The sequence below is a fragment of the Streptomyces sp. NPDC059166 genome, from assembly GCF_042755185.1.
GTDB lineage: Bacteria > Actinomycetota > Actinomycetes > Streptomycetales > Streptomycetaceae > Streptomyces.
The window spans coordinates 101,156-119,494 of the sequence record NZ_JBHZCI010000011.1 but is presented as its reverse complement, the minus strand read 5'-3'; the positions used below and the strand labels follow the sequence as shown (position 1 = coordinate 119,494).

General features: G+C 71.1%; 20 protein-coding genes and 5 tRNA genes. 6 read left to right on the top strand and 19 right to left on the bottom strand.

All coding sequences use genetic code 11. The features are described 5' to 3' along the window. Positions 1–18: 18 nt before the first annotated feature. The 4 genes from coaD to ACFXOA_RS11155 form a co-directional block, all read right to left on the bottom strand. Entirely contained in the window at positions 19–498 is a 480-nt protein-coding gene (gene coaD / locus ACFXOA_RS11170; RefSeq protein ID WP_385025124.1) for a pantetheine-phosphate adenylyltransferase, read from the bottom strand. Between the two features lie 26 nt (positions 499–524). Beyond that, positions 525–1,109 carry a 16S rRNA (guanine(966)-N(2))-methyltransferase RsmD gene (gene rsmD / locus ACFXOA_RS11165; protein ID WP_385025027.1) on the bottom strand — a complete coding sequence of 195 codons (585 nt, stop codon included), beginning with the start codon at positions 1,107–1,109 and terminating at the stop codon, positions 525–527. An 87-nt stretch (positions 1,110–1,196) separates the two neighbouring features. Continuing rightward, on the bottom strand, positions 1,197–3,428 hold the full coding sequence (recG, locus tag ACFXOA_RS11160; protein ID WP_385025024.1) for an ATP-dependent DNA helicase RecG: 2,232 nt from the start codon (positions 3,426–3,428) through the stop codon (positions 1,197–1,199). Positions 3,429–3,499: 71 nt separating this feature from the next. Next, a complete protein-coding gene (locus ACFXOA_RS11155; protein WP_385025021.1) occupies positions 3,500–5,122 on the bottom strand; it encodes a DAK2 domain-containing protein in 1,623 nt (540 codons plus the stop codon). 256 nt (positions 5,123–5,378) lie between these two features. Between ACFXOA_RS11155 and rpmB the strand changes: the two genes are divergently transcribed. Further along, the gene (rpmB, locus tag ACFXOA_RS11150) at positions 5,379–5,564 is read left to right on the top strand and encodes a 50S ribosomal protein L28 (protein WP_026171429.1); all 186 of its coding nucleotides are present in this window, start codon (positions 5,379–5,381) and stop codon (positions 5,562–5,564) included. A gap of 83 nt (positions 5,565–5,647) precedes the next feature. Here rpmB and thiD read toward each other — a convergent pair whose 3' ends face one another. Beyond that, complete coding sequence (gene thiD / locus ACFXOA_RS11145) at positions 5,648–6,451, bottom strand: bifunctional hydroxymethylpyrimidine kinase/phosphomethylpyrimidine kinase (RefSeq protein WP_385025018.1); 804 nt, start codon at positions 6,449–6,451, stop codon at positions 5,648–5,650. Positions 6,452–6,461: 10 nt separating this feature from the next. Beyond that, positions 6,462–7,433 carry a thiamine-phosphate kinase gene (locus ACFXOA_RS11140; RefSeq protein ID WP_385025015.1) on the bottom strand — a complete coding sequence of 324 codons (972 nt, stop codon included), beginning with the start codon at positions 7,431–7,433 and terminating at the stop codon, positions 6,462–6,464. Positions 7,434–7,752: 319 nt separating this feature from the next. Between ACFXOA_RS11140 and ACFXOA_RS11135 the strand changes: the two genes are divergently transcribed. Beyond that, on the top strand, positions 7,753–7,986 hold the full coding sequence (locus ACFXOA_RS11135; protein ID WP_056791028.1) for an Lrp/AsnC family transcriptional regulator: 234 nt from the start codon (positions 7,753–7,755) through the stop codon (positions 7,984–7,986). A 20-nt stretch (positions 7,987–8,006) separates the two neighbouring features. After that, a complete protein-coding gene (locus tag ACFXOA_RS11130) occupies positions 8,007–8,495 on the top strand; it encodes a DUF3515 domain-containing protein (RefSeq protein ID WP_385025012.1) in 489 nt (162 codons plus the stop codon). A gap of 33 nt (positions 8,496–8,528) precedes the next feature. Here ACFXOA_RS11130 and ACFXOA_RS11125 read toward each other — a convergent pair whose 3' ends face one another. From ACFXOA_RS11125 to ACFXOA_RS11115, 3 genes are read right to left on the bottom strand one after another with little or no spacing between them, the layout of a single operon-like run. After that, on the bottom strand, positions 8,529–9,713 hold the full coding sequence (locus tag ACFXOA_RS11125; RefSeq protein WP_385025010.1) for a D-alanine--D-alanine ligase family protein: 1,185 nt from the start codon (positions 9,711–9,713) through the stop codon (positions 8,529–8,531). A gap of 34 nt (positions 9,714–9,747) precedes the next feature. Continuing rightward, the gene (locus tag ACFXOA_RS11120) at positions 9,748–10,758 is read right to left on the bottom strand and encodes an NAD(P)H-dependent glycerol-3-phosphate dehydrogenase (protein WP_385025007.1); all 1,011 of its coding nucleotides are present in this window, start codon (positions 10,756–10,758) and stop codon (positions 9,748–9,750) included. Further along, positions 10,755–11,507 (bottom strand): lysophospholipid acyltransferase family protein, encoded by a 753-nt coding sequence (locus tag ACFXOA_RS11115; RefSeq protein WP_385025004.1) that lies wholly within the window; start codon positions 11,505–11,507, stop codon positions 10,755–10,757. Before ACFXOA_RS11115 ends, ACFXOA_RS11120 begins: the two co-directional genes overlap by 4 nt. A gap of 151 nt (positions 11,508–11,658) precedes the next feature. On the opposite strand from ACFXOA_RS11115, the gene cofC reads away from it, so the two are divergent. Both cofC and ACFXOA_RS11105 read left to right on the top strand, forming a co-directional pair. Further along, entirely contained in the window at positions 11,659–12,342 is a 684-nt protein-coding gene (cofC, locus tag ACFXOA_RS11110; RefSeq protein WP_385025001.1) for a 2-phospho-L-lactate guanylyltransferase, read from the top strand. Between the two features lie 10 nt (positions 12,343–12,352). Then, complete coding sequence (locus tag ACFXOA_RS11105) at positions 12,353–12,556, top strand: hypothetical protein (protein ID WP_385024998.1); 204 nt, start codon at positions 12,353–12,355, stop codon at positions 12,554–12,556. 129 nt (positions 12,557–12,685) lie between these two features. On the opposite strand, the gene ACFXOA_RS11100 is transcribed toward ACFXOA_RS11105, so the two are convergent. The 4 genes from ACFXOA_RS11100 to leuC all read right to left on the bottom strand — a co-directional run bounded on the left by ACFXOA_RS11100 (position 12,686) and on the right by leuC (position 15,831). After that, on the bottom strand, positions 12,686–13,333 hold the full coding sequence (locus ACFXOA_RS11100; protein WP_385024996.1) for an HU family DNA-binding protein: 648 nt from the start codon (positions 13,331–13,333) through the stop codon (positions 12,686–12,688). 142 nt (positions 13,334–13,475) lie between these two features. Continuing rightward, entirely contained in the window at positions 13,476–13,703 is a 228-nt protein-coding gene (locus tag ACFXOA_RS11095; RefSeq protein WP_385024994.1) for a hypothetical protein, read from the bottom strand. A 104-nt stretch (positions 13,704–13,807) separates the two neighbouring features. After that, entirely contained in the window at positions 13,808–14,401 is a 594-nt protein-coding gene (gene leuD / locus ACFXOA_RS11090) for a 3-isopropylmalate dehydratase small subunit (protein WP_385024991.1), read from the bottom strand. 5 nt (positions 14,402–14,406) lie between these two features. Further along, on the bottom strand, positions 14,407–15,831 hold the full coding sequence (leuC, locus tag ACFXOA_RS11085; RefSeq protein WP_385024988.1) for a 3-isopropylmalate dehydratase large subunit: 1,425 nt from the start codon (positions 15,829–15,831) through the stop codon (positions 14,407–14,409). A 173-nt stretch (positions 15,832–16,004) separates the two neighbouring features. Here leuC and ndgR point away from each other — a divergent pair, with 173 nt between their 5' ends. Beyond that, positions 16,005–16,721 carry an IclR family transcriptional regulator NdgR gene (gene ndgR, locus ACFXOA_RS11080; RefSeq protein WP_003966003.1) on the top strand — a complete coding sequence of 239 codons (717 nt, stop codon included), beginning with the start codon at positions 16,005–16,007 and terminating at the stop codon, positions 16,719–16,721. Positions 16,722–17,005: 284 nt separating this feature from the next. Here ndgR and ACFXOA_RS11075 read toward each other — a convergent pair. The 6 genes from ACFXOA_RS11075 to ACFXOA_RS11050 form a co-directional block, all read right to left on the bottom strand. Beyond that, positions 17,006–17,078, bottom strand: a tRNA-Glu gene (locus ACFXOA_RS11075). A 20-nt stretch (positions 17,079–17,098) separates the two neighbouring features. Then, positions 17,099–17,170 (bottom strand) — tRNA-Gln (locus tag ACFXOA_RS11070). A 12-nt stretch (positions 17,171–17,182) separates the two neighbouring features. After that, positions 17,183–17,255, bottom strand: a tRNA-Glu gene (locus tag ACFXOA_RS11065). An 84-nt stretch (positions 17,256–17,339) separates the two neighbouring features. Further along, a tRNA-Glu gene (locus tag ACFXOA_RS11060) sits at positions 17,340–17,412 on the bottom strand. Positions 17,413–17,431: 19 nt separating this feature from the next. Then, positions 17,432–17,503: transfer RNA gene (locus tag ACFXOA_RS11055), tRNA-Gln, on the bottom strand. A gap of 85 nt (positions 17,504–17,588) precedes the next feature. Further along, positions 17,589–18,299 carry an HAD family hydrolase gene (locus ACFXOA_RS11050; protein WP_385024985.1) on the bottom strand — a complete coding sequence of 237 codons (711 nt, stop codon included), beginning with the start codon at positions 18,297–18,299 and terminating at the stop codon, positions 17,589–17,591. Between the last annotated feature and the right edge of the window lie 40 nt (positions 18,300–18,339).

Below are 18,339 nucleotides of genomic sequence, written 5' to 3'. Positions count from 1 at the left end.
TGACGGCAGGTCAGGGCATCAGCTCCGGCCCAGCCGCTCCACGAGCGCCGTGTGGACCGTGGGCGGGAGCAGGTGCGCCACGTCGCCGCCCCACGTGGCGACCTCCTTGACCAGGGAGGAGGAGAGGAAGCTGTAGGTCGGGTTGGTCGGCACGAACAGGGTCTCGACCCCGGAGAGACCGTTGTTCATCTGGGCCATCTGCAGTTCGTAGTCGAAGTCGCTGACGGCCCGCAGGCCCTTCACGATCGCCGGGATGTCGCGCTGCTTGCAGAAGTCGACCAGCAGACCGTGGAAGGACTCGACCTCGACGTTGCCGAAGTCGGCCGTCACCTCGCGGATCAGGTCGATCCGCTCGTCGACGGTGAACAGGCCCTTCTTGGACTGGTTGATCATCACGGCGACGTGGACGACGTCGTACAGCTTCGAGGCTCGTCCGATGATGTCGAGATGCCCGTTGGTGATGGGGTCGAACGACCCGGGGCAGACGGCGCGGCGCAACGTGGTTCCCTCGCTCTCCGGTGCGGTCATCGTGCGTCTTCGCACGTAGAGGCGGCGCGACCGTACCAAAACGTGGCTTCGCCGTAACGGCGCGCCCGCTCCGGTTCGAATCCGCCGGGCCAGTCGAATTCCCCGCCCCTGGTGCTCCGTTCCACCGTGACGAGCGCGTCCTCCGCGAGCCACCCCTGAGAGCGGAGTGTGAGCAGGATCTCGCGTAGATCGTCGTCGGTGACGGCGTACGGCGGGTCGAGGAACACCACGTCGTAGGGGTCCGCCGGCGCCGGTCCCGTCACGATCTGCTCGGCCCTGCCCGCACGGAACTCCGCGCCGGGCAGGCCGAGGGTGCGGATGTTGTCGCGGACGGTGCGCGCGGCCTTCGCCTCTGCCTCGACGAGCAGCGCGTGGGCGGCGCCCCGGGAGAGCGCCTCCAGGCCCACGGCGCCGGAGCCCGCGTACAGATCGGCGACACGGATGCCGTCGAGCGTTCCCAGGAGCGCCTGCCAGGTGGAGAACAGGCCCTCGCGGGCACGGTCTGAGGTGGGGCGGGTGCCGGTACCGGGCGGGACGGCCAGGCGGCGTCCGCCGGCCGAGCCGGCGATCACGCGGGTCATGGGTGTCGGTTCCTCGGGTCGCGGGCGGCGCACAGGACGGGACGTGCGCCGTTTCCCACGATATGGCGTCGCCGGGGATCCGCCTGGTCACCCCTTGTCGAGGTACTCCTCCCGTTCCTTGTCGAGCAGGGCCTCGAGCGCGGTGCGCAGCTCGGGCAGCCCTTCGAGCGCGGGGTCGTCGGCGACGACCCGGACGGCCTCCTCGCGGGCAGCCGCGATGACCTCCTCGTCGTCGATGACGCTGAGCACCCGCAGCGAGGAGCGGACGCCGGACTGGGCCTGTCCGAGGACGTCGCCCTCGCGGCGCTGTTCGAGGTCGATGCGGGAGAGCTCGAAGCCGTCGAGGGTGGCGGCGACCGCGGAGAGCCTGGCCCGGGCGGGGCTCGCCTCGTGGGCCTCGCTGACGAGCAGGCAGAGCCCGGGGGCGCTGCCTCGTCCGACGCGGCCCCTGAGCTGGTGCAGCTGGGACACCCCGAACCGGTCCGCGTCCATGATCACCATCGCGGTGGCGTTGGGCACGTTCACCCCGACCTCGATGACGGTGGTGGCGACGAGGACGTCGGCGCGGCCGGCGGAGAACCGGCGCATCACCTCGTCCTTCTCCTCGGGGGGCATCCTGCCGTGGAGCACCTCGACCCGGAGACCGGCGAGGGGGCCCTTCGCGAGCTGCTCCGCGATGTCCAGCACGGCCAGCGGTGGCCGCTTCTCGGCGTCCTCCCCCTCGGGGGGCGCCTGCTTCTTCCCGCCCTTGCCCTTCTTCTCGGCGGCCTCGTCGGCGTCGTCGCCGATGCGGGGGCAGACCACGTAGGCCTGGTGGCCGTTCTCCACCTCCTCACGGACCCGCTCCCAGGCGCGGCTGAGGAAGTGCGGTTTGTCCTTGGCCGGGACGACGTGGCTGGCGATGGGCGAGCGCCCGGCGGGGAGCTGGTCCAGCACGGAGGTCTCCAGGTCCCCGAAGACGGTCATGGCGACCGTACGGGGGATGGGGGTGGCGGTCATCACCAGCAGGTGGGGCGGCTGCTTCCCCTTGGAACGCAGCGCGTCACGCTGTTCCACCCCGAAGCGGTGCTGCTCGTCGACGACGACCAGGCCGAGGTCGTGGAACTTGACCTTGTCCTCGATCAGCGCATGGGTGCCGATGACGATCCCGGCCTCGCCCGTCACCAGGTCGAGCAGGGCCTGCCGGCGGGCGGCGGCGCCCATCGAGCCGGTGAGCAGGACGACCTTGGTGCCCTTGTCGGAGCCGCCGAGCATCCCGCCCTGTGCCAGCTCGCCCATCATCTCGGTGATGGACCGGTGGTGCTGCTGGGCCAGCACCTCGGTGGGCGCGAGCATCGCCGCCTGGCCGCCCGCGTCGACGACGCGGAGCATCGCCCTCAGCGCGACCAGGGTCTTGCCCGAGCCGACCTCTCCCTGGAGCAGTCGGTGCATGGGGTGCTCGGTGGCCAGTGCGTCGAAGATCTCGCCGGTGACCTTCTGCTGGCCCTCGGTGAGGGTGAAGGGGAGCGTGGCGTCGAAGGAGTCGAGCAGTCCGCCGGGGACGGGCCGCCGGGCGGCGGCCGGGAGTTGGGTGTCGGCGTAGCGGCGGCGGGCGAGCGCGACCTGGAGGACGAAGGCCTCGTCCCAGCGCAGCCGGTCCCGCGCGGCCGCGATGTCCGCCTTGGTGCGCGGGCGGTGGATCTTGAGGAGCGCCTCGGGGAGCGGGACGAACCCCCGTCCTTCGCGCAGTGCGGGGGGCAGTGGATCCACCGCCTCGCCGGCACTGGGCAGGACGGTGTCCACGGCCTTGGCGATCCGCCATGAGTCGAGCTGTTTGCAGGCCGGGTAGATCGGCAGCAGCTGCCCCGCGAAGGCGTCGACGGCCTCGGTCACCTCGCCCGGGTCGTCCCCGTCCCTGGTGTCGAGCAGCTGGTAGGTGGGGTGGGCGAGTTGCGTCTTCCGGTTGAACACGGAGACCTTGCCCGCGAACATCGCGCGCCGCCCGGGGAGCAGCTCCTTGTGGGGCTTGTGCACGCCGTGTCCGAAGAAGACCAGCTGGAGGCGCCCGCTGCCGTCGGTGAGGGTGACCTCAAGGCGCTTGCCCCGGCCGTTGTTGAACATCATGATCCGGGCGTCGGCGACCTGGGCGACGACCGTCACGTGCTCGTCCAGCGGGAGTTCGGTGAGCGCGGTCAGCCGGCCCCGCTCCTCGTAGCGCCGCGGGTAGTGGTGCAGCAGATCACCGACCGTGTGGAGGTCGAGGTGTTCGGCCATCACCTTCGCGGTGGCTCCGCCGAGCAGCTTCTTCAGGGGTTCATCGAAAGCGGACACGATGTCCATTGCACACCACGGCACCGACAGAAGCGGTCGGGCACCGTCGCCGCGGACGTGTCACCGGGCGGCGGCAGGGGTCACTCGACGCCGATCAGCAGGGGAGCCGCCTGGTGGCCGCCGCGGTAGACGACCGTGTCGACGGCGAGGTACCCCTCGCGGACGTACGCGCCGAGCTCGTCGGCGAGGGTCTCGGGCACCTCGTCGCCGAGGACGAGTGTGACGAGTTCGCCGCCGGCCGACAGCATCCGGTCGAGGACGGTGCGGGCGGTACCGGCGAAGTCCTCCCCGATGACGGCGACGTCCCCGTCGATGAGGCCGAGGATGTCGCCCGCCTGGCAGATGCCCGCCATGGTCCACGACTGCCGCTCGGCGACGGCGAGTTCGGCGTAGCGGGTGGCCCCGGCGGCCGAGGTCATGGCGACGACGTCCTCGTCGAAGCTGCGGCCGGGTTCGTGCACGGCGAGGGCGGCGATTCCCTGCACGGCGGCGCGGGTCGGGACCAGGGCGACGCGGACGCCTTCGGTCCTGGCCTGCTCGGCGGCGGCAGCGGCGGCGTGGCGGAGCCGGGCGTCGTTGGGCAGCAGGACCACCTCACGGGCGTTCGCCCGGCGGATGGCCTCGACCAGCTCGCCGCTCGCGGGCGGTTCACCGGGGCGTGCCAGTACGGTCGTCGCGCCCGCCTCCGCGCACAGGCCGCAGAGCCCGTCGCCGGGCACGACCGCCACGACCGCGCGCTGGACGGGGTCGTCGTGGACGGCGCCCCGGCCGGCGGCGAAGTGGGTGATGCGGATCCGGTGGGGGCGGCCCGCCTCGACGCCCGCTTCGACGGCTGCCCCGGCGTCGTCGACGTGGACGTGGACGTTCCAGAGGCCGTCGCCACCGACGACGACCAGGGAGTCCCCCAGGGCGTCCAGCCGGGTCCGCAGGCGGGCGACCGCGTCGTCGGTGGCGTCCAGCAGATAGATGACCTCGAAGGCGGGGCCGTCGTCCGGGCCGGTGTCCTCGCAGTCCCGGAGCGGGGGCGGGCCGTCGGGGGCGGGGCCGACGGGCCTGTTCCCCGCACGGCCGCCGACCGCCTCAAGCAGGGCGCCCAGCACGGTCACGAGTCCCCGGCCTCCCGCGTCCACGACTCCCGCCCGGCCCAGGGCCGCCAGCTGGCCCGGGGTCGCGGCCAGGGCGGTGCGCGCGCCCTCGTACGCCGCGTCGAGCACGTCCTTGAGGCTGTCGCTCCCCGTGCCGGCCGAGGCGGCCTCGGCGGCGGCGGTGGCGACGGTGAGGACGGTTCCTTCGACGGGGTGCGCCACGGCCAGCCGGGCCGCTGCCGCCGCCCTGGTCAGGGCGGTGCGCAGATGGTCCGCGTCACCGGCCTCGGCCAGCACCCCGGCCATCCCGCGCAGCAGCTCGGCCAGGATGGTTCCCGAGTTGCCCCGGGCCCCGATCAGCGCGCCGTGCGCCATGGCCCGTACCGCGTCGGCCCGGGCCGGTGCGGTGGTGCCGGTCTCGTGGGCGGCGAAGACCGCTTCGACGGCCGCCGCCGCAGATTCGACCGTGAGGTACAGGTTGGTGCCGGTGTCCCCGTCGGCGACGGGGTAGACGTTGATGGCGTCGATCGCGGCGCGTTCCCGGCCCAGCGCGTCCAGGGCCAGCGAGCACCAGGTGCGGACCGCGACGGCGTCGAGGGCGTCGGGGGGCTGCGGCACCGTTGGTCCTCCTTGGGACGGCCGTGGGGGGCTGGCTGCACCGCAGGGTAGCCCTCGCGCGCGGGCGGTCGCGGACGGAGGGCGGTACGGAGGGGTCCGGGAGCCGTGGTAGTTTCGTATCTCCGACGCAGCCGTTGTATGCTGCTTCGGTTGCCCGACGAAAGTCGGGACATTCCTCCGGTACCGCCACTTCAGTAAAATGATTCCGGCGCGCCGGAATTCACTGTAAGTGCATCTGAAGTCTTTGGAGTGACCCGTGGCTGCCAACTGCGACGTTTGCGGCAAGGGGCCGAGCTTCGGCAACAACATTTCGCACTCGCACCGCCGTACGTCCCGTCGCTGGAACCCCAACATCCAGCGCGTGCGTGCCGTGGTCGGTCGGACGCCGAAGCGGCTCAACGTCTGCACCTCGTGCATCAAGGCCGGCAAGGTCGCGCGCTGACGTCCCCGTCGTAGCGCAGCCTTCCGGTTGCCCAAAAAGCCGGTCCACCTCGGTGGACCGGCTTTTTGCTGTGCCCGGGCGGCTCAGGCGCGGGTGGGCCAGCCGTGGTCGACGGGGCCGATCCCGGTGCCCAGCGCGAAGCCGGAGCGGATCGCGCCGGTGACGTACTCCTTGGCGCCGCGTACGGCCGTCGGCACGTCCTGGCCGCGGGCGAGGCCGCAGGCGATGGCCGAGGCGAGGGTGCATCCGGTGCCGTGGGTGTGCCGGTTGTCGTGCCTGGGGGCGCGGAGCCAGTGCTCCTCGCCGCCGTCCGTCAGCAGGTCCACCGCCTCCCCGGGCAGGTGGCCGCCCTTGATCACCACCCAGCGGGGCCCGTGGGCGAGTATCTCCGCGGCGGCCCGCCGCATTCCGGCCTCGTCGGTGACGGTGACGCCGGTGAGCTGGGCCACCTCGTCGAGGTTGGGGGTGGCGACCGTGGCGAGGGGGAGCAGCTTCGTCCGTACGGAGTCGAGGGCCTCGGCCGCCAGGAGCGCGTCCCCGTGTTTGGAGACGCCGACGGGGTCGACGACGACGGGTGCGCCGGTTCCGGCGAGGAGTTCGGCGACGGTGTCGACCAGGACGGCCGAGGAGAGCATGCCGGTCTTCACGGCCTGTACGCCGATGTCGTCGACGACGCTGCGGTACTGGGCGCGTACGGCTTCGACGGGCAGGTCCCAGGCGCCCTGCACGCCCAGCGAGTTCTGCGCGGTCACCGCGGTGAGCACGCTCATCCCGTGTGTGCCGAGGGCGAGCATCGTCTTCAGGTCGGCCTGGATGCCCGCACCGCCGCCGGAGTCCGATCCGGCGACGGTGAGAACACGGGGCGGTGCCACGGCAGGTGAGGTCATGCCCCGGAATCTACTGCGCGTCCTCGATCGATCCGAAATGGTCCCAGCCGCCCTTGCTCGTCCAGGGAGCCCCGTCGACGGTGACCTGGGGCAGCGCGGAGGGGTTGACCACCTCTCCGATGACCTTCCAGCGGGCGGGGAGTTTCACGTCCGCCGGGAAGGTCGCCACGATCGCGTGGTCCTCTCCCCCGGTGAGCACCCACTGCAGCGGGTCGATCCCGACGGCCTGCCCGATGTCGGACATCTGCGAGGGGATGTCGATGAGTCCGGAGCGCAGGTCGATACGGACCTTGCTGGCCTCGGCGATGTGCCCGAGGTCGGCGACGAGTCCGTCGCTGACGTCCGTCATGGCCGTGGCGCCCAGCCCGGCCGCCGCGGGGCCCGCGTGGTACGGCGGTTCGGGGCGCCGGTGGGCCTCCACGAAGGCCCGTGGGGAACGGAACCCGCGGGAGAGGACGGCGAATCCGGCGGCGGACCAGCCGAGCCAGCCGGTGACGGCCACCACGTCGCCGGGCCGGGCACCGGCGCGGGTGACGGGTTCGTGGTTGCGCAGGTCGCCGAGGGCGGTGATCGAGACGGTGATGGTGTCCCCGCCGACGACGTCGCCGCCGACCACGGCCGCGCCGGCCACCTGGCACTCGTCGCGCAGCCCGTCCATCAGCTCGGCGGCCCAGGTGACCGGCAGGTCGGCCGGCACGACCAGGCCCAGCAGCAGCGCGGTGGGCACAGCGCCCATGGCCGCGATGTCGGCGAGGTTCTGGGCGGCTGCCTTGCGGCCGACGTCGTACGCGGTGGACCAGTCGCGCCGGAAGTGCCGCCCTTCGAGCAGGATGTCCGTACTGGCCACGACCCTGCGGTCCGGAGCGGCGACGACCGCGGCGTCGTCGCCGGGCCCCAGCCGCACCGCCGGAGTGGTGGTGAGCCGGGACGTGAGCTCTCTGATGAGCCCGAACTCCCCCAACTCGCCCACGGTTCCCTTCACCGAGTGTCACCTCTCATCTATCGCACCGGACATCCGTCCGGGCTGATTCAGCGGGCGGAGCCCCGGTCCGGGGCCGTACGGCCCCGGGGGCTCCCCGGCCCCGTGGCGTTCAGGCATCCCGTCCCCCTTCCGCCCCGGCGGGCTTGCGGTCGCGAGCCCCGTCTGCTGTCGGTACCGTCAAGAGATACGTCAACTTCTGTGGTGCGTACGCCACGCTGTGGACGTCTTCCGGCCCGCAGGTCTCCCCTCGGCGCGGGGCGACGCGATAACGTGGCGTCCCTTTCCCCCACATGATCCTCGTGGCCGCCCTGGAGGTTCCGTGGTACAGGCGTACATCCTTATCCAGACCGAGGTGGGCAAGGCGTCGATCGTCGCCGAGACCATCGCCAAGCTCCCGGGAGTGATCCAGGCCGAGGACGTCACAGGCCCCTACGACGTGATCGTGCGCGCGCAGGCCGACACGGTCGACGCCCTCGGCCGCATGGTGGTCGCGAAGGTCCAGCAGGTGGACGGCATCACGCGCACTCTGACCTGCCCGGTCGTGCACCTCTGACCCCTGTCTACGCTGGTCCGGTGACTCACACCCGCCGCCGGTCCCCCGGATTCCGTGTTCTCGCCCCGTCAGCCGCCGCTTTCGTGCTGGCCGTGGCGGGCTGTTCCGCGGGCGACGGACAGCCCTCGGTGCCGGTCCCCACGCCGTCCCCCGAGGCGGCCGGGTACTGCGGGAAACTGCACGAGGCGCTGCCGGAGTCCGTCGCCGGTCTGGAACGGAGTGACCCCTCGCCGGATTCGGACCTGACCGCCGGATGGGGGGACGGGGCGATCGTACTGCGCTGCGGCGTTCCCCGGCCCGCGAGGATGGACGATTCCCAGGCGAAGGCCGTCGACGCGGACGGCGTCAACTGGCTGCTGGAGCAGCGCGACGACGCCGGCCCGCGGTTCACCACCACCTACCGCAAGGCGTACGTCGAGGTGACGCTGGGCACGGAGTACGCCCATGACATCACCCCGCTGTCCGCGTTCGCCGTACCCGTGCGCAGGACGGTCCCCGACAGCCTGTGAGGCCGCCCCCGCCGGGGGCGGCCCCGTGCGGGGTCAGCGCAGGCCGGTCGGGCGGTCGAGCGCGGCCTGGATCAGCCGGTCCACGAGCTCCGGGTACTCCACGCCGCTCGCCTGCCACATGCGCGGGTACATGGAGATCGGGGTGAAGCCCGGCATGGTGTTGATCTCGTTGATGACGAAGCCGCCGTCCTCGGTGAGGAAGAAGTCGGCCCTGACCAGCCCTTCGCAGGCGGCCGCCTCGAAGGCCTCGACGGCGAGCCGCTGGACCTCGGCGGTCTGCGCGTCGGTGAGCGGTGCGGGGACCAGTCCCGCGGCGGAGTCGATGTACTTGGCCTCGAAGTCGTAGAACTCGTGCGCCGTGACGGGCGGGATCTCGGCGGGCACGCTGGCGCGCGGCCCGTCCTCGAACTCCAGCACGCCGCACTCGATCTCCCGGCCGCGCAGCAGTGACTCCACGAGGAACTTCGGGTCGTGCCGGCGGGCCTCCTCGATGGCCTCGTCGAGTCCTGCGGCGTCGTCGACCTTGGTGATGCCCATGGAGGAGCCGCCCCGGGCGGGCTTGACGAAGAGCGGCCAGCCGTGTTCGGCGGCGAACTCCATGATGCGCTTGCGGGCGGCGGGCCGGTCGGACTCCCACTCGCGGGGGCGGACGACCTCGTAGGGGCCGACCGGCAGCCCGAAGGAGGTGAACACCCGCTTCATGTACTCCTTGTCCTGGCCGACGGCCGAGGACAGAACCCCGGCGCCGACGTAGGGCACCCCGGAGAGCTCCAGGAGTCCCTGGAGCGTGCCGTCCTCGCCGTAGGGGCCGTGGAGCATGGGGAAGACGACGTCGACCTCGCCCAGGACCTTGGGGACCGCACCGGGTTCACCGACGACGACGTCGCGGTTGCCGGGGTCGACGGAGAGCGTGACGACGCCCTGCGCGGATGCGGCCAGCTGGTCCACGTCCGGCACCTGCCGGTCCGTGATGGCCATCCGGGCCGGGTCGTCGGACGTGAGGACCCAACGCCCGTCCCTGGTGATACCGATCGGCAGGACGTCGTACTTCGTCCGGTCGATGGCGCTCATGATGGCGCCGGCCGTGACGACGGAGATGCCGTGTTCGGAGCTGCGGCCGCCGAACACGACGGCCACGCGCGGCTTGCGGCCCGGCGCGGAGCTCCGCTCGGAGCTCAGGGGGCTCTCAGGGCTCTGGGGGAGGTTCTGGCTGCTCATATCGCGTTGAGCGTACCTGCTGGTAGGGCCGGAGTCAGCGCCGCTCGGGCTTGGCGCTGCGCGCCATCAGCTCCTTGAGCGCGACGACCGGCGGCTTGCCCTCGTGGACGATGCCGACGACGGTCTCGGTGATCGGCATGTCGACGCCGTGCCTGCGCGCCAGATCGAGCACCGATTCGCAGGACTTGACGCCCTCGGCGGTCTGGCTGGTGACGGCGACGGTCTCCTGGAGCGTCATCCCGCGCCCGAGGTTGGTGCCGAAGGTGTGGTTGCGCGAGAGAGGCGAGGAGCAGGTCGCCACGAGGTCGCCGAGTCCCGCGAGTCCGGAGAAGGTGAGCGGGTCGGCGCCCATGGCGAGCCCGAGGCGGGTGGTCTCGGCGAGACCGCGGGTGATGAGGGAGCCCTTGGCGTTGTCACCGAGGCCCATGCCGTCGGCGATGCCCACCGCGAGGCCGATGACGTTCTTCACCGCGCCGCCCAGTTCGCAGCCGACCACGTCGGTGTTGGTGTACGGGCGGAAGTACGGGGTGTGGCAGGCGGCCTGGAGACGCCGGGCGACGTCCTCGTCGGCGCAGGCGACGACCGCCGCGGCGGGGCGGCGTTCGGCGATCTCCTTGGCGAGGTTGGGTCCCGTGACGACGGCGACGCGGTCGGCGGTGACGCCGGTGACGTCGGTGATGACCTCGCTCATCCGCTTGGCCGTGCCGAGTTCGACCCCCTTCATCAGGGAGACGAGCACGGTGCCGGGCTCCAGATGGGGCGCCCAGTCGGCGAGGTTGGCCCGCAGGGTCTGCGAGGGGACGACCAGTACCGCGAAGTCGGCTCCGCGCAGCGCCTCGGCGGCGTCGGTCGTGGCCCGTACCGAGGGGGGCAGTTCGACCCCGGGGAGGTACTGGGGGTTGGTCCGGGTGGTGTTGACCGCCTCGACGACCTCGGAGCGGCGGCCCCAGAGCGTGACCTCGCATCCCGCGTCGGCGAGGACCACGGCGAAGGCCGTGCCCCATGAGCCGGTTCCGAAGACGGCCGCCTTTGCGGGGTGTGTCACGTCGTTCCCTTTCCCTCTGCCTTGCGCCGCTGTTCAGCACGTGCCTTGCGGTGATCGTAGAGCTCGGCGGGGGCCTCCTCGCCTCGTACCTCCTCCAGCTGTGCGGTGATCGCGGCCATGATGGTCTCGGTGGCCTGGCGCAGGACGTCGGGGGTGGGCTCGAGGCCGTGGAAGCGGGAGAGGTCGACCGGCGGCCCGGCCTGGACCGTCAGCGTCTTGCGGGGGAACAGCCGGAGCTTGTTCTCCTTGGCGTAGGGCGGCATCGCGAGGTTGGCGCCCCACTGCGCGACGGGGATGACCGGCGCCTTGGTCATCAGGGCGACGCGGGCGGCGCCCGTCTTGCCGGCCATCGGCCACATCTCGGGGTCGCGGGTGAGGGTGCCCTCCGGGTAGAAGGCGACGCACTCCCCGCGCTCGATGGCGTCGACGGCGGCACGGAAGGCGTCCAGCGCGTTGGTCGTCTCGCGGTAGACGGGGATCTGACCGGTGCCGCGCAGCATCATTCCGACGAAAGGCGCCTTGAAGAGCGCCGCTTTCGCCAGCAGACGGGGAACACGGCCGGTGTTGTACTGCCAGTGCGCGTAGGACAGCGGATCCAGGTACGAGTTGTGGTTGACCGCCGTGATGAATCCGCCGTCGGCCGGGATGTGCTCCATTCCCCGCCAGTCGCGCTTGAACAGAACCACCAGGGGCGGTTTCGCGATGACCGCGGCCAGGCGGTACCAGAAGCCGATTCTGCGGCGGGACACTCGGACGCCTTCCTCTAGGACCTGTGCTGCTGCGGGGCCTGCGGTCCGTGCTGCCTCGCCCCGGGGCCCTGCTGTTGTGGAGAACACCGTACGCCTCACCTGTGGGGGTGGACCTCCGGGTTGTCCTACCGGCAGGCGAGAATAGGGGCTGATGCGTACGGAGGGGGAGATCGCCACGAACACCGACCCGACCGGCCCCTGGTCCCTGGTCGTCCCGCTGAAACCGCTGGCACGGGCCAAGAGCAGGCTCGGCCGGGCGGTGGGCGGGGATCTGCGCGCGGGTCTGGCCCTGGCGTTCGCGCAGGACACCGTGGCCGCCGCCCTGTCCTGTCCCGGGGTGCGGGATGTGGTGGTCGTCACGGACGATCCGGTGGCGGGGGCGGCCGTGACGGCGCTCGGCGCCCGCACGGTGCCCGACACCCCCGCGGCCGGCCTGAACGCCGCTCTCAACCACGGGGTGCGCGCGATTCTCGCCCGGCGCGGCGGCGCGGCGGTGGCCGCGCTGAACGCGGATCTGCCGGCACTGCGTCCGGAGGAATTGGCGCGGGTACTCGAATTCTCTTCGCGATTTCCGCGCGCATTTGTTCCGGACGCCCAGGGAATCGGCACGACATTTCTTTCCGCCGCTTCGGGCACGGAATTGTGTCCGTCGTTCGGCGGCCCGTCACGGGCGCGGCATCTGGCCTCGGGCGCCGTGGAGATCCGGCTGCCGGGCCTGGACTCCGTGCGTCGCGACGTGGACACCGGCGAGGACCTGGAGGCGGCGCTGGCACTGGGGGTGGGGCCGTTCACCGCGGGTCTGGCGGCACCGGCGGTGCCGGTGGCGGAGCGATAGGCTGCCGCTCATGCAGGCGACCTCGTTCACGTACGACCCCGAGACCCGCACCGGCAGCGTGCTGCTCGACGACGGCACACCGGTGGACTTCGACGCGGCCGCGTTCGACGCGGGCGGGCTCCGGCTGCTTCGTGCGGGTCAGCGGGTGCGGATCGAGACCGAGGGAACGGGTGCCTCGCTGCGGATCACCCTGGTGACGCTCCAGACCCTCTGAGCGCCCTCCGCACCTCCCACCCCCTCCGAGCTCCCCTCCAGGCCCGGCACGGGCCCTGAACAGCCCGCGGGCCGGGCTCCCCGAGGGGAGCCCGGCCCGGCGCGTGTGAGGAACGAGCGGTGCCCGGTCTCACTTCTTGCGTGCGGTGGCCTTCTTGGCCGTGGTCTTGCGCGCGGTGGCCTTCTTGGCGGGCGCCTTCTTCGCCGTGGTCTTCTTGGCGGGCGCCGTCTTGGCGGCGGCCGTCTTCTTGGTGGCGGTGGCCTTCTTCGCCGGGGCCGCCTTCTTCGCGGCCGCCGTGGTCTTCTTGGCCGCGGTGGTGGTCTTCGCCGCGGTCTTCTTCGCCGCGGTGGTCTTCTTGGCGGCGGCCGTGGTCTTCTTCGCCGTGGCCTTCTTGGCGGTGGCCTTCTTGGCCGCGGCCTTCGCCGTCGTCCGGGTGGAAGAACCGCCCGAGAGGCTGCCCTTGGGGGCCTTCTTCACGGCCACGTCGTTCTTGGGGAGCTTCTTGGAGCCGCTGACCAGGTCCTTGAAGCCCTGTCCCGCGCGGAAACGGGGCACCGAGGTCTTCTTGACCCGCACGCGCTCACCCGTCTGCGGGTTGCGGGCGTACCGGGCGGGGCGGTCGACCTTCTCGAACGAACCGAAGCCGGTGACCGAGACACGGTCCCCGGCGACGACCGCACGGACGATCGCGTCGAGCACCACGTCGACAGCGTCCGCGGCCTGCTGACGGCCGCCGACCTTGTCGGCAATCGCTTCTACGAGCTGCGCCTTGTTCACGTCTTCCCCTTCGGAGACATTGCCGGAACGAAACTGTTCAGGCGTTTTCGCACGTTAGGCAGATATATACCGCAAATCAAACACGAAACGGGCGAATCACCCTAGTGCCGCAACGAAGTCGACCGCTGCGCTCTCCGCGGAGTCAGTCACCTTCGGGGAATCGGGCCTCATCGAGGTCCTTCATCAGCCGGTCCAGACGCCTTGCCGCGCCTGGGAGATCGTGCTTAGCCGCAGCCGTGACGGCCAACAGCTTCCGGGACAGCGCCATCCGTACGCCCTCCGGGACTTGCAGTGTGCGCACTTTTGCGTGCGCTTCCTTCAGTTGGTCGGCGACGTGACCGTAGAGCTCGAGTTGGCTGTCGCGTTCCATGCACCGATTGTGCCATCTGGGGCGAGTTGTCGCCCGAGGGGGTCTCAACAAGCGACTGCGCCCCCTGCCGGGTGGCAGGGGGCGCAGTTCAGGAAAAGCGCTGCTCAGGCGTCAATCGTGCGCGGCTTGTAGGACGGCCTGGCCGCCTCGTAAGCCGCAATGTCCGCTTCGTTCTGAAGAGTGAGGCTGATGTCGTCCAGCCCGTTCAGCAGACGCCAACGGGCGTTCTCGTCGAGCTCGAAGTCGGCCGTGATCCCCTCCGCCAGCACCTGGCGCTTCTCCAGGTCGACCGTGACCTCGGCGGTCGGGTCCGCCTCAGTCAGCGCCCAGAGGCTGTCGACGACCTCCTGGTCCAGGACGACGGTCAACAGACCGTTCTTCAGGGAGTTGCCCCGGAAGATGTCGGCGAACCGGGAGGAGATGACGGCCTTGAAGCCGTAGTTCTGCAGCGCCCAGACGGCGTGCTCACGCGAGGAACCGGTACCGAAGTCGGGTCCGGCGACGAGAACCGAGGCGCCCTTGCGCTCAGGGCGGTTGAGGACGAAGTTCTCGTCCTTGCGCCAGGCCTCGAAGAGCCCGTCCTCGAAGCCGTCGCGGGTGACCTTCTTCAGCCAGTGGGCGGGGATGATCTGGTCGGTGTCGACGTTGCTGCGGCGCAGCGGGACGGCCCGGCCGGTGTGTGCGGTGAATGCTTCCATGACTCTCAGACTCCGGCGGGCGTACGGACGTCGGACAGGTCGGCGGGCGAGGCCAGATGGCCCAGCACGGCGGTGGCGGCGGCGACCTGCGGGGAGACCAGGTGGGTACGGCCGCCCTTGCCCTGCCTGCCCTCGAAGTTGCGGTTCGAGGTGGAGGCCGAGCGCTCACCGGGGGCCAGCTGGTCGGGGTTCATGCCCAGGCACATCGAGCAGCCCGCGTGCCGCCATTCGGCGCCGGCCGCGGTGAAGACCTTGTCCAGGCCCTCCTCGACAGCCTGCAGGGCGACCCGGACGGAGCCTGGGACGACGAGCATCCGTACACCGTCGGCGACCTTGCGGCCGTCGAGGACCGCGGCGGCGTTGCGCAGGTCCTCGATGCGCCCGTTGGTGCACGAACCCACGAAGACGGTGTCGACGTTGATGTCACGCAGCGGCTGGCCGGCGGTCAACCCCATGTACTCCAGGGCCTTTTCGGCGGCAAAGCGCTCCGAGGCGTCCTCGTACGAGGCCGGGTCGGGGACACCCGCCGACAGGGGCGCGCCCTGGCCGGGGTTGGTACCCCAGGTGACGAACGGAGCGAGCGCGGCACCGTCGATGACGACCTCGGCGTCGAAGACGGCGTCGTCGTCGGTGCGCAGCGTCTTCCAGTACTCCACCGCGGCGTCCCAGTCCTCGCCCCGGGGCGCGTGGTCGCGGCCCTCGAGGTAGGCGAAGGTGGTCTCGTCGGGGGCGATCATGCCGGCGCGGGCGCCGGCCTCGATCGACATGTTGCAGATGGTCATCCGGGCCTCCATCGAGAGCTTCTCGATGGCGGAGCCGCGGTACTCCAGGATGTAGCCCTGGCCGCCGCCGGTACCGATCCGGGCGATGATGGCCAGGATGAGGTCCTTGGCGGTGACGTCGTCGGGGAGTTCACCCTCGACGGTGATCGCCATGGTCCTGGGGCGGGCCATCGGCAGCGTCTGGGTGGCCAGGACGTGCTCGACCTGGCTGGTGCCGATACCGAAGGCCAGCGCGCCGAAGGCGCCGTGGGTGGAGGTGTGCGAGTCACCGCAGACGACCGTGGTGCCGGGCTGGGTCAGGCCCAGCTGCGGGCCGACCACGTGCACGACACCCTGCTCGACGTCGCCCAGCGGGTGCAGCCGGACGCCGAACTCCGCGCAGTTCTTGCGCAGGGTCTCCAGCTGGGCGCGGGAGACGGGGTCGGCGATCGGCTTGTCGATGTCGAGGGTCGGGGTGTTGTGGTCCTCGGTGGCGATGGTGAGGTCGAGGCGCCGAACCGGGCGGCCGGCCTGGCGCAGGCCGTCGAACGCCTGCGGGCTGGTCACCTCGTGCAGCAGGTGCAGATCGATGAAGAGGAGGTCGGGCTCGCCATCGGCGCGCCGGACGACGTGGTCGTCCCAGACCTTCTCCGCGAGTGTCCTACCCATCGCTTTCCCTCCGGCCGGCGTCATCACCGGCCCAACTAGAGATTCGGGTGCCACCGCTCGCACCCCCCGGCGGGGCGGCGACTGTGGGCCGTCGTGCGGCCGCGGATACAGGTTCGCAAGTTTCGGGGAAAATTGAACTTGCGTTTCACAGAGTGAGACGCGAGTATCGTCGTATGGACAACTCTAGCGGCGTCGGCGTTCTCGACAAGGCAGCTCTGGTATTGAGCGCCCTGGAGTCCGGTCCGGCCACCCTCGCCGGGCTGGTCGCGGCGACAGGGCTCGCACGACCCACGGCTCACAGACTCGCCGTGGCACTCGAACACCACCGCATGGTGGCGAGGGACATGCAGGGCCGTTTCATTCTCGGCCCCCGCCTTTCGGAACTCGCGGCCGCGGCCGGCGAGGACCGGCTCCTGGCGACGGCCGGCCCCGTACTCACCCATCTTCGCGACATCACCGGCGAGAGCGCCCAGCTCTACCGCCGGCAGGGCGACATGCGCATCTGCGTGGCCGCGGCGGAGCGTCTGTCCGGACTGCGGGACACCGTACCGGTGGGCTCCACGCTCACCATGAAGGCGGGTTCCTCCGCGCAGATCCTGATGGCCTGGGAGGAACCGGAGCGGCTGCACCGGGGCCTGCAGGGCGCCCGTTTCACCGCCACCGCCCTCTCCGGTGTGCGCCGGAGGGGCTGGGCGCAGTCCATCGGCGAGCGGGAGCCCGGGGTGGCGTCCGTCTCGGCTCCGGTCCGCGGACCGTCGAACCGGGTGGTGGCCGCCGTGTCGGTCTCGGGTCCGATCGAGCGGCTCACCCGGCACCCCGGCAGGATGCACGCCCAGGCCGTCATCGACTCGGCCGCGCGGCTGAGCGAGGCGCTGCGCCGCACCGGCTGAGGGCGCCTGCCGAAACCCGGGGGCCGACACCCCTTTCACCGCTCATCACCGGACGGACCGAGGGCCACATGACCGCCCCTGCCCGCCGGCACACCTCCGAGGCCGCCCCAGCGTCGTGGCGGCCCCCTCCACGCACCTCCCGCAACAGGCCTGCCCCGCAAGGGAAGTGGCCTCGCGGTTCCCCGACTCCCCCGCCACCGGCGGATATGCGGGAACGGCGCGCCGTGGGAGCCATGCGAAAGGCCCTCCACCGAGGTGAAGGGCCTTTGCCGTACTGCTTGTTGTACCCCCGACCGGATTCGAACCGGCGCTACTGCCGTGAGAGGGCAGCGTGCTAGGCCGCTACACAACGGGGGCGTGGTTACTGCTGACTTGCGCTGGGCTACCAGGACTCGAACCTAGAATGACGGTACCAGAAACCGTAGTGTTGCCAATTACACCATAGCCCATGGTGTGACAAGTACCCCCGACCGGATTCGAACCGGCGCTACTGCCGTGAGAGGGCAGCGTGCTAGGCCGCTACACAACGGGGGCCCTGGCGATCCTCACCCAGCCGGAGCCGGGTGGTGTCACCGCTGGAACCTGGGTGCGACCCGATGTTCCTGCGGGATGGATCTGTACCCCCGACCGGATTCGAACCGGCGCTACTGCCGTGAGAGGGCAGCGTGCTAGGCCGCTACACAACGGGGGCTTGTTACTTCGGTCTTGCGCTGGGCTACCAGGACTCGAACCTAGAATGACGGTACCAGAAACCGTAGTGTTGCCAATTACACCATAGCCCACTGAAACGCAACCCCTGGGGGTCTTGTCTCTGTCTGCGCTTCCCGGCCGGATCTTTCGGCCCGCTCGGGCGGCGCAGAAAGAACATTACCCGAAGGTGTCCGGCGCTCCAAAACGGGTATCGCCGGCCAGCAGCATCGGCAGCTCGTCGAGGCCGGTGATCCGCGTGAGCTCGGGGCGGCCGCCCTGCCCGCGCCGGTCCAGCCACACTCCGACGAGACCCGCGGCCACGGCGCCGGCCGCGTCGATGTCCGGCTGGTCCCCGACGTAGACGACCTCGTGCGGATCCAGCCGGAGCGCCTCGCAGGCCACACGGAAGGCCCGGGCGTCCGGCTTCCACACGCCGAGCTCCTGCGCGCACAGCAGGACCTCGAAACGGTCACGCACACCGAGGGCCCTCAGCTTGCGCTCCTGGTGCTCGACGGAGGAGTTCGACAGGATCGCGTGCCGGTGCGTGGCGGCCAGAGCGTCCAGTACGGGCACGGCGTCCGGGAAGAGCTCCCAGGAGCTCTCGTAGTGCTCCACGTACCGGTGGAACCACGCGTCGGCGTCCTCGTCGCTCAGCTCCGCCTCCAGGAACTCCCGCACCCGGTCCCGGCAGTGCGCGGGCCAGTCGGACTCCCCGGCCGCGACGCGCGCCCAGTGGACGGACGCGATGCGCATCCAGCGGCCGTGGTGGTCCTCGTCGGTCTCGGGCAGCCCCTCCGCCCGGAGATGGCGCAGCAGACCGGTCCGGTCCGAGCCCGCGTAGTCGAAGATCGTGTCGTCCACATCCCAGAGGACCGCGCGAATCACCATGTCCGCGAACCTACCCGCCGCGGGACGCCGGGAAGCGGGA

Bases quoted from the DNA above. Each gene is read 5' to 3' on its own strand.
- rsmD (WP_385025027.1), bottom strand. From the start codon at position 1,109: ATGACCCGCGTGATCGCCGGCTCGGCCGGCGGACGCCGCCTGGCCGTC.
- recG (WP_385025024.1), bottom strand. From the start codon at position 3,428: ATGGACATCGTGTCCGCTTTCGATGAACCCCTGAAGAAGCTGCTCGGC.
- thiD (WP_385025018.1), bottom strand. From the start codon at position 6,451: ATGACCTCACCTGCCGTGGCACCGCCCCGTGTTCTCACCGTCGCCGGA.
- ACFXOA_RS11125 (WP_385025010.1), bottom strand. From the start codon at position 9,713: ATGAGCAGCCAGAACCTCCCCCAGAGCCCTGAGAGCCCCCTGAGCTCC.
- cofC (WP_385025001.1), top strand. From the start codon at position 11,659: ATGCGTACGGAGGGGGAGATCGCCACGAACACCGACCCGACCGGCCCC.
- ACFXOA_RS11105 (WP_385024998.1), top strand. From the start codon at position 12,353: ATGCAGGCGACCTCGTTCACGTACGACCCCGAGACCCGCACCGGCAGC.
- ACFXOA_RS11095 (WP_385024994.1), bottom strand. From the start codon at position 13,703: ATGGAACGCGACAGCCAACTCGAGCTCTACGGTCACGTCGCCGACCAA.
- leuD (WP_385024991.1), bottom strand. From the start codon at position 14,401: ATGGAAGCATTCACCGCACACACCGGCCGGGCCGTCCCGCTGCGCCGC.
- leuC (WP_385024988.1), bottom strand. From the start codon at position 15,831: ATGGGTAGGACACTCGCGGAGAAGGTCTGGGACGACCACGTCGTCCGG.
- ndgR (WP_003966003.1), top strand. From the start codon at position 16,005: ATGGACAACTCTAGCGGCGTCGGCGTTCTCGACAAGGCAGCTCTGGTA.
- ACFXOA_RS11050 (WP_385024985.1), bottom strand. From the start codon at position 18,299: ATGGTGATTCGCGCGGTCCTCTGGGATGTGGACGACACGATCTTCGAC.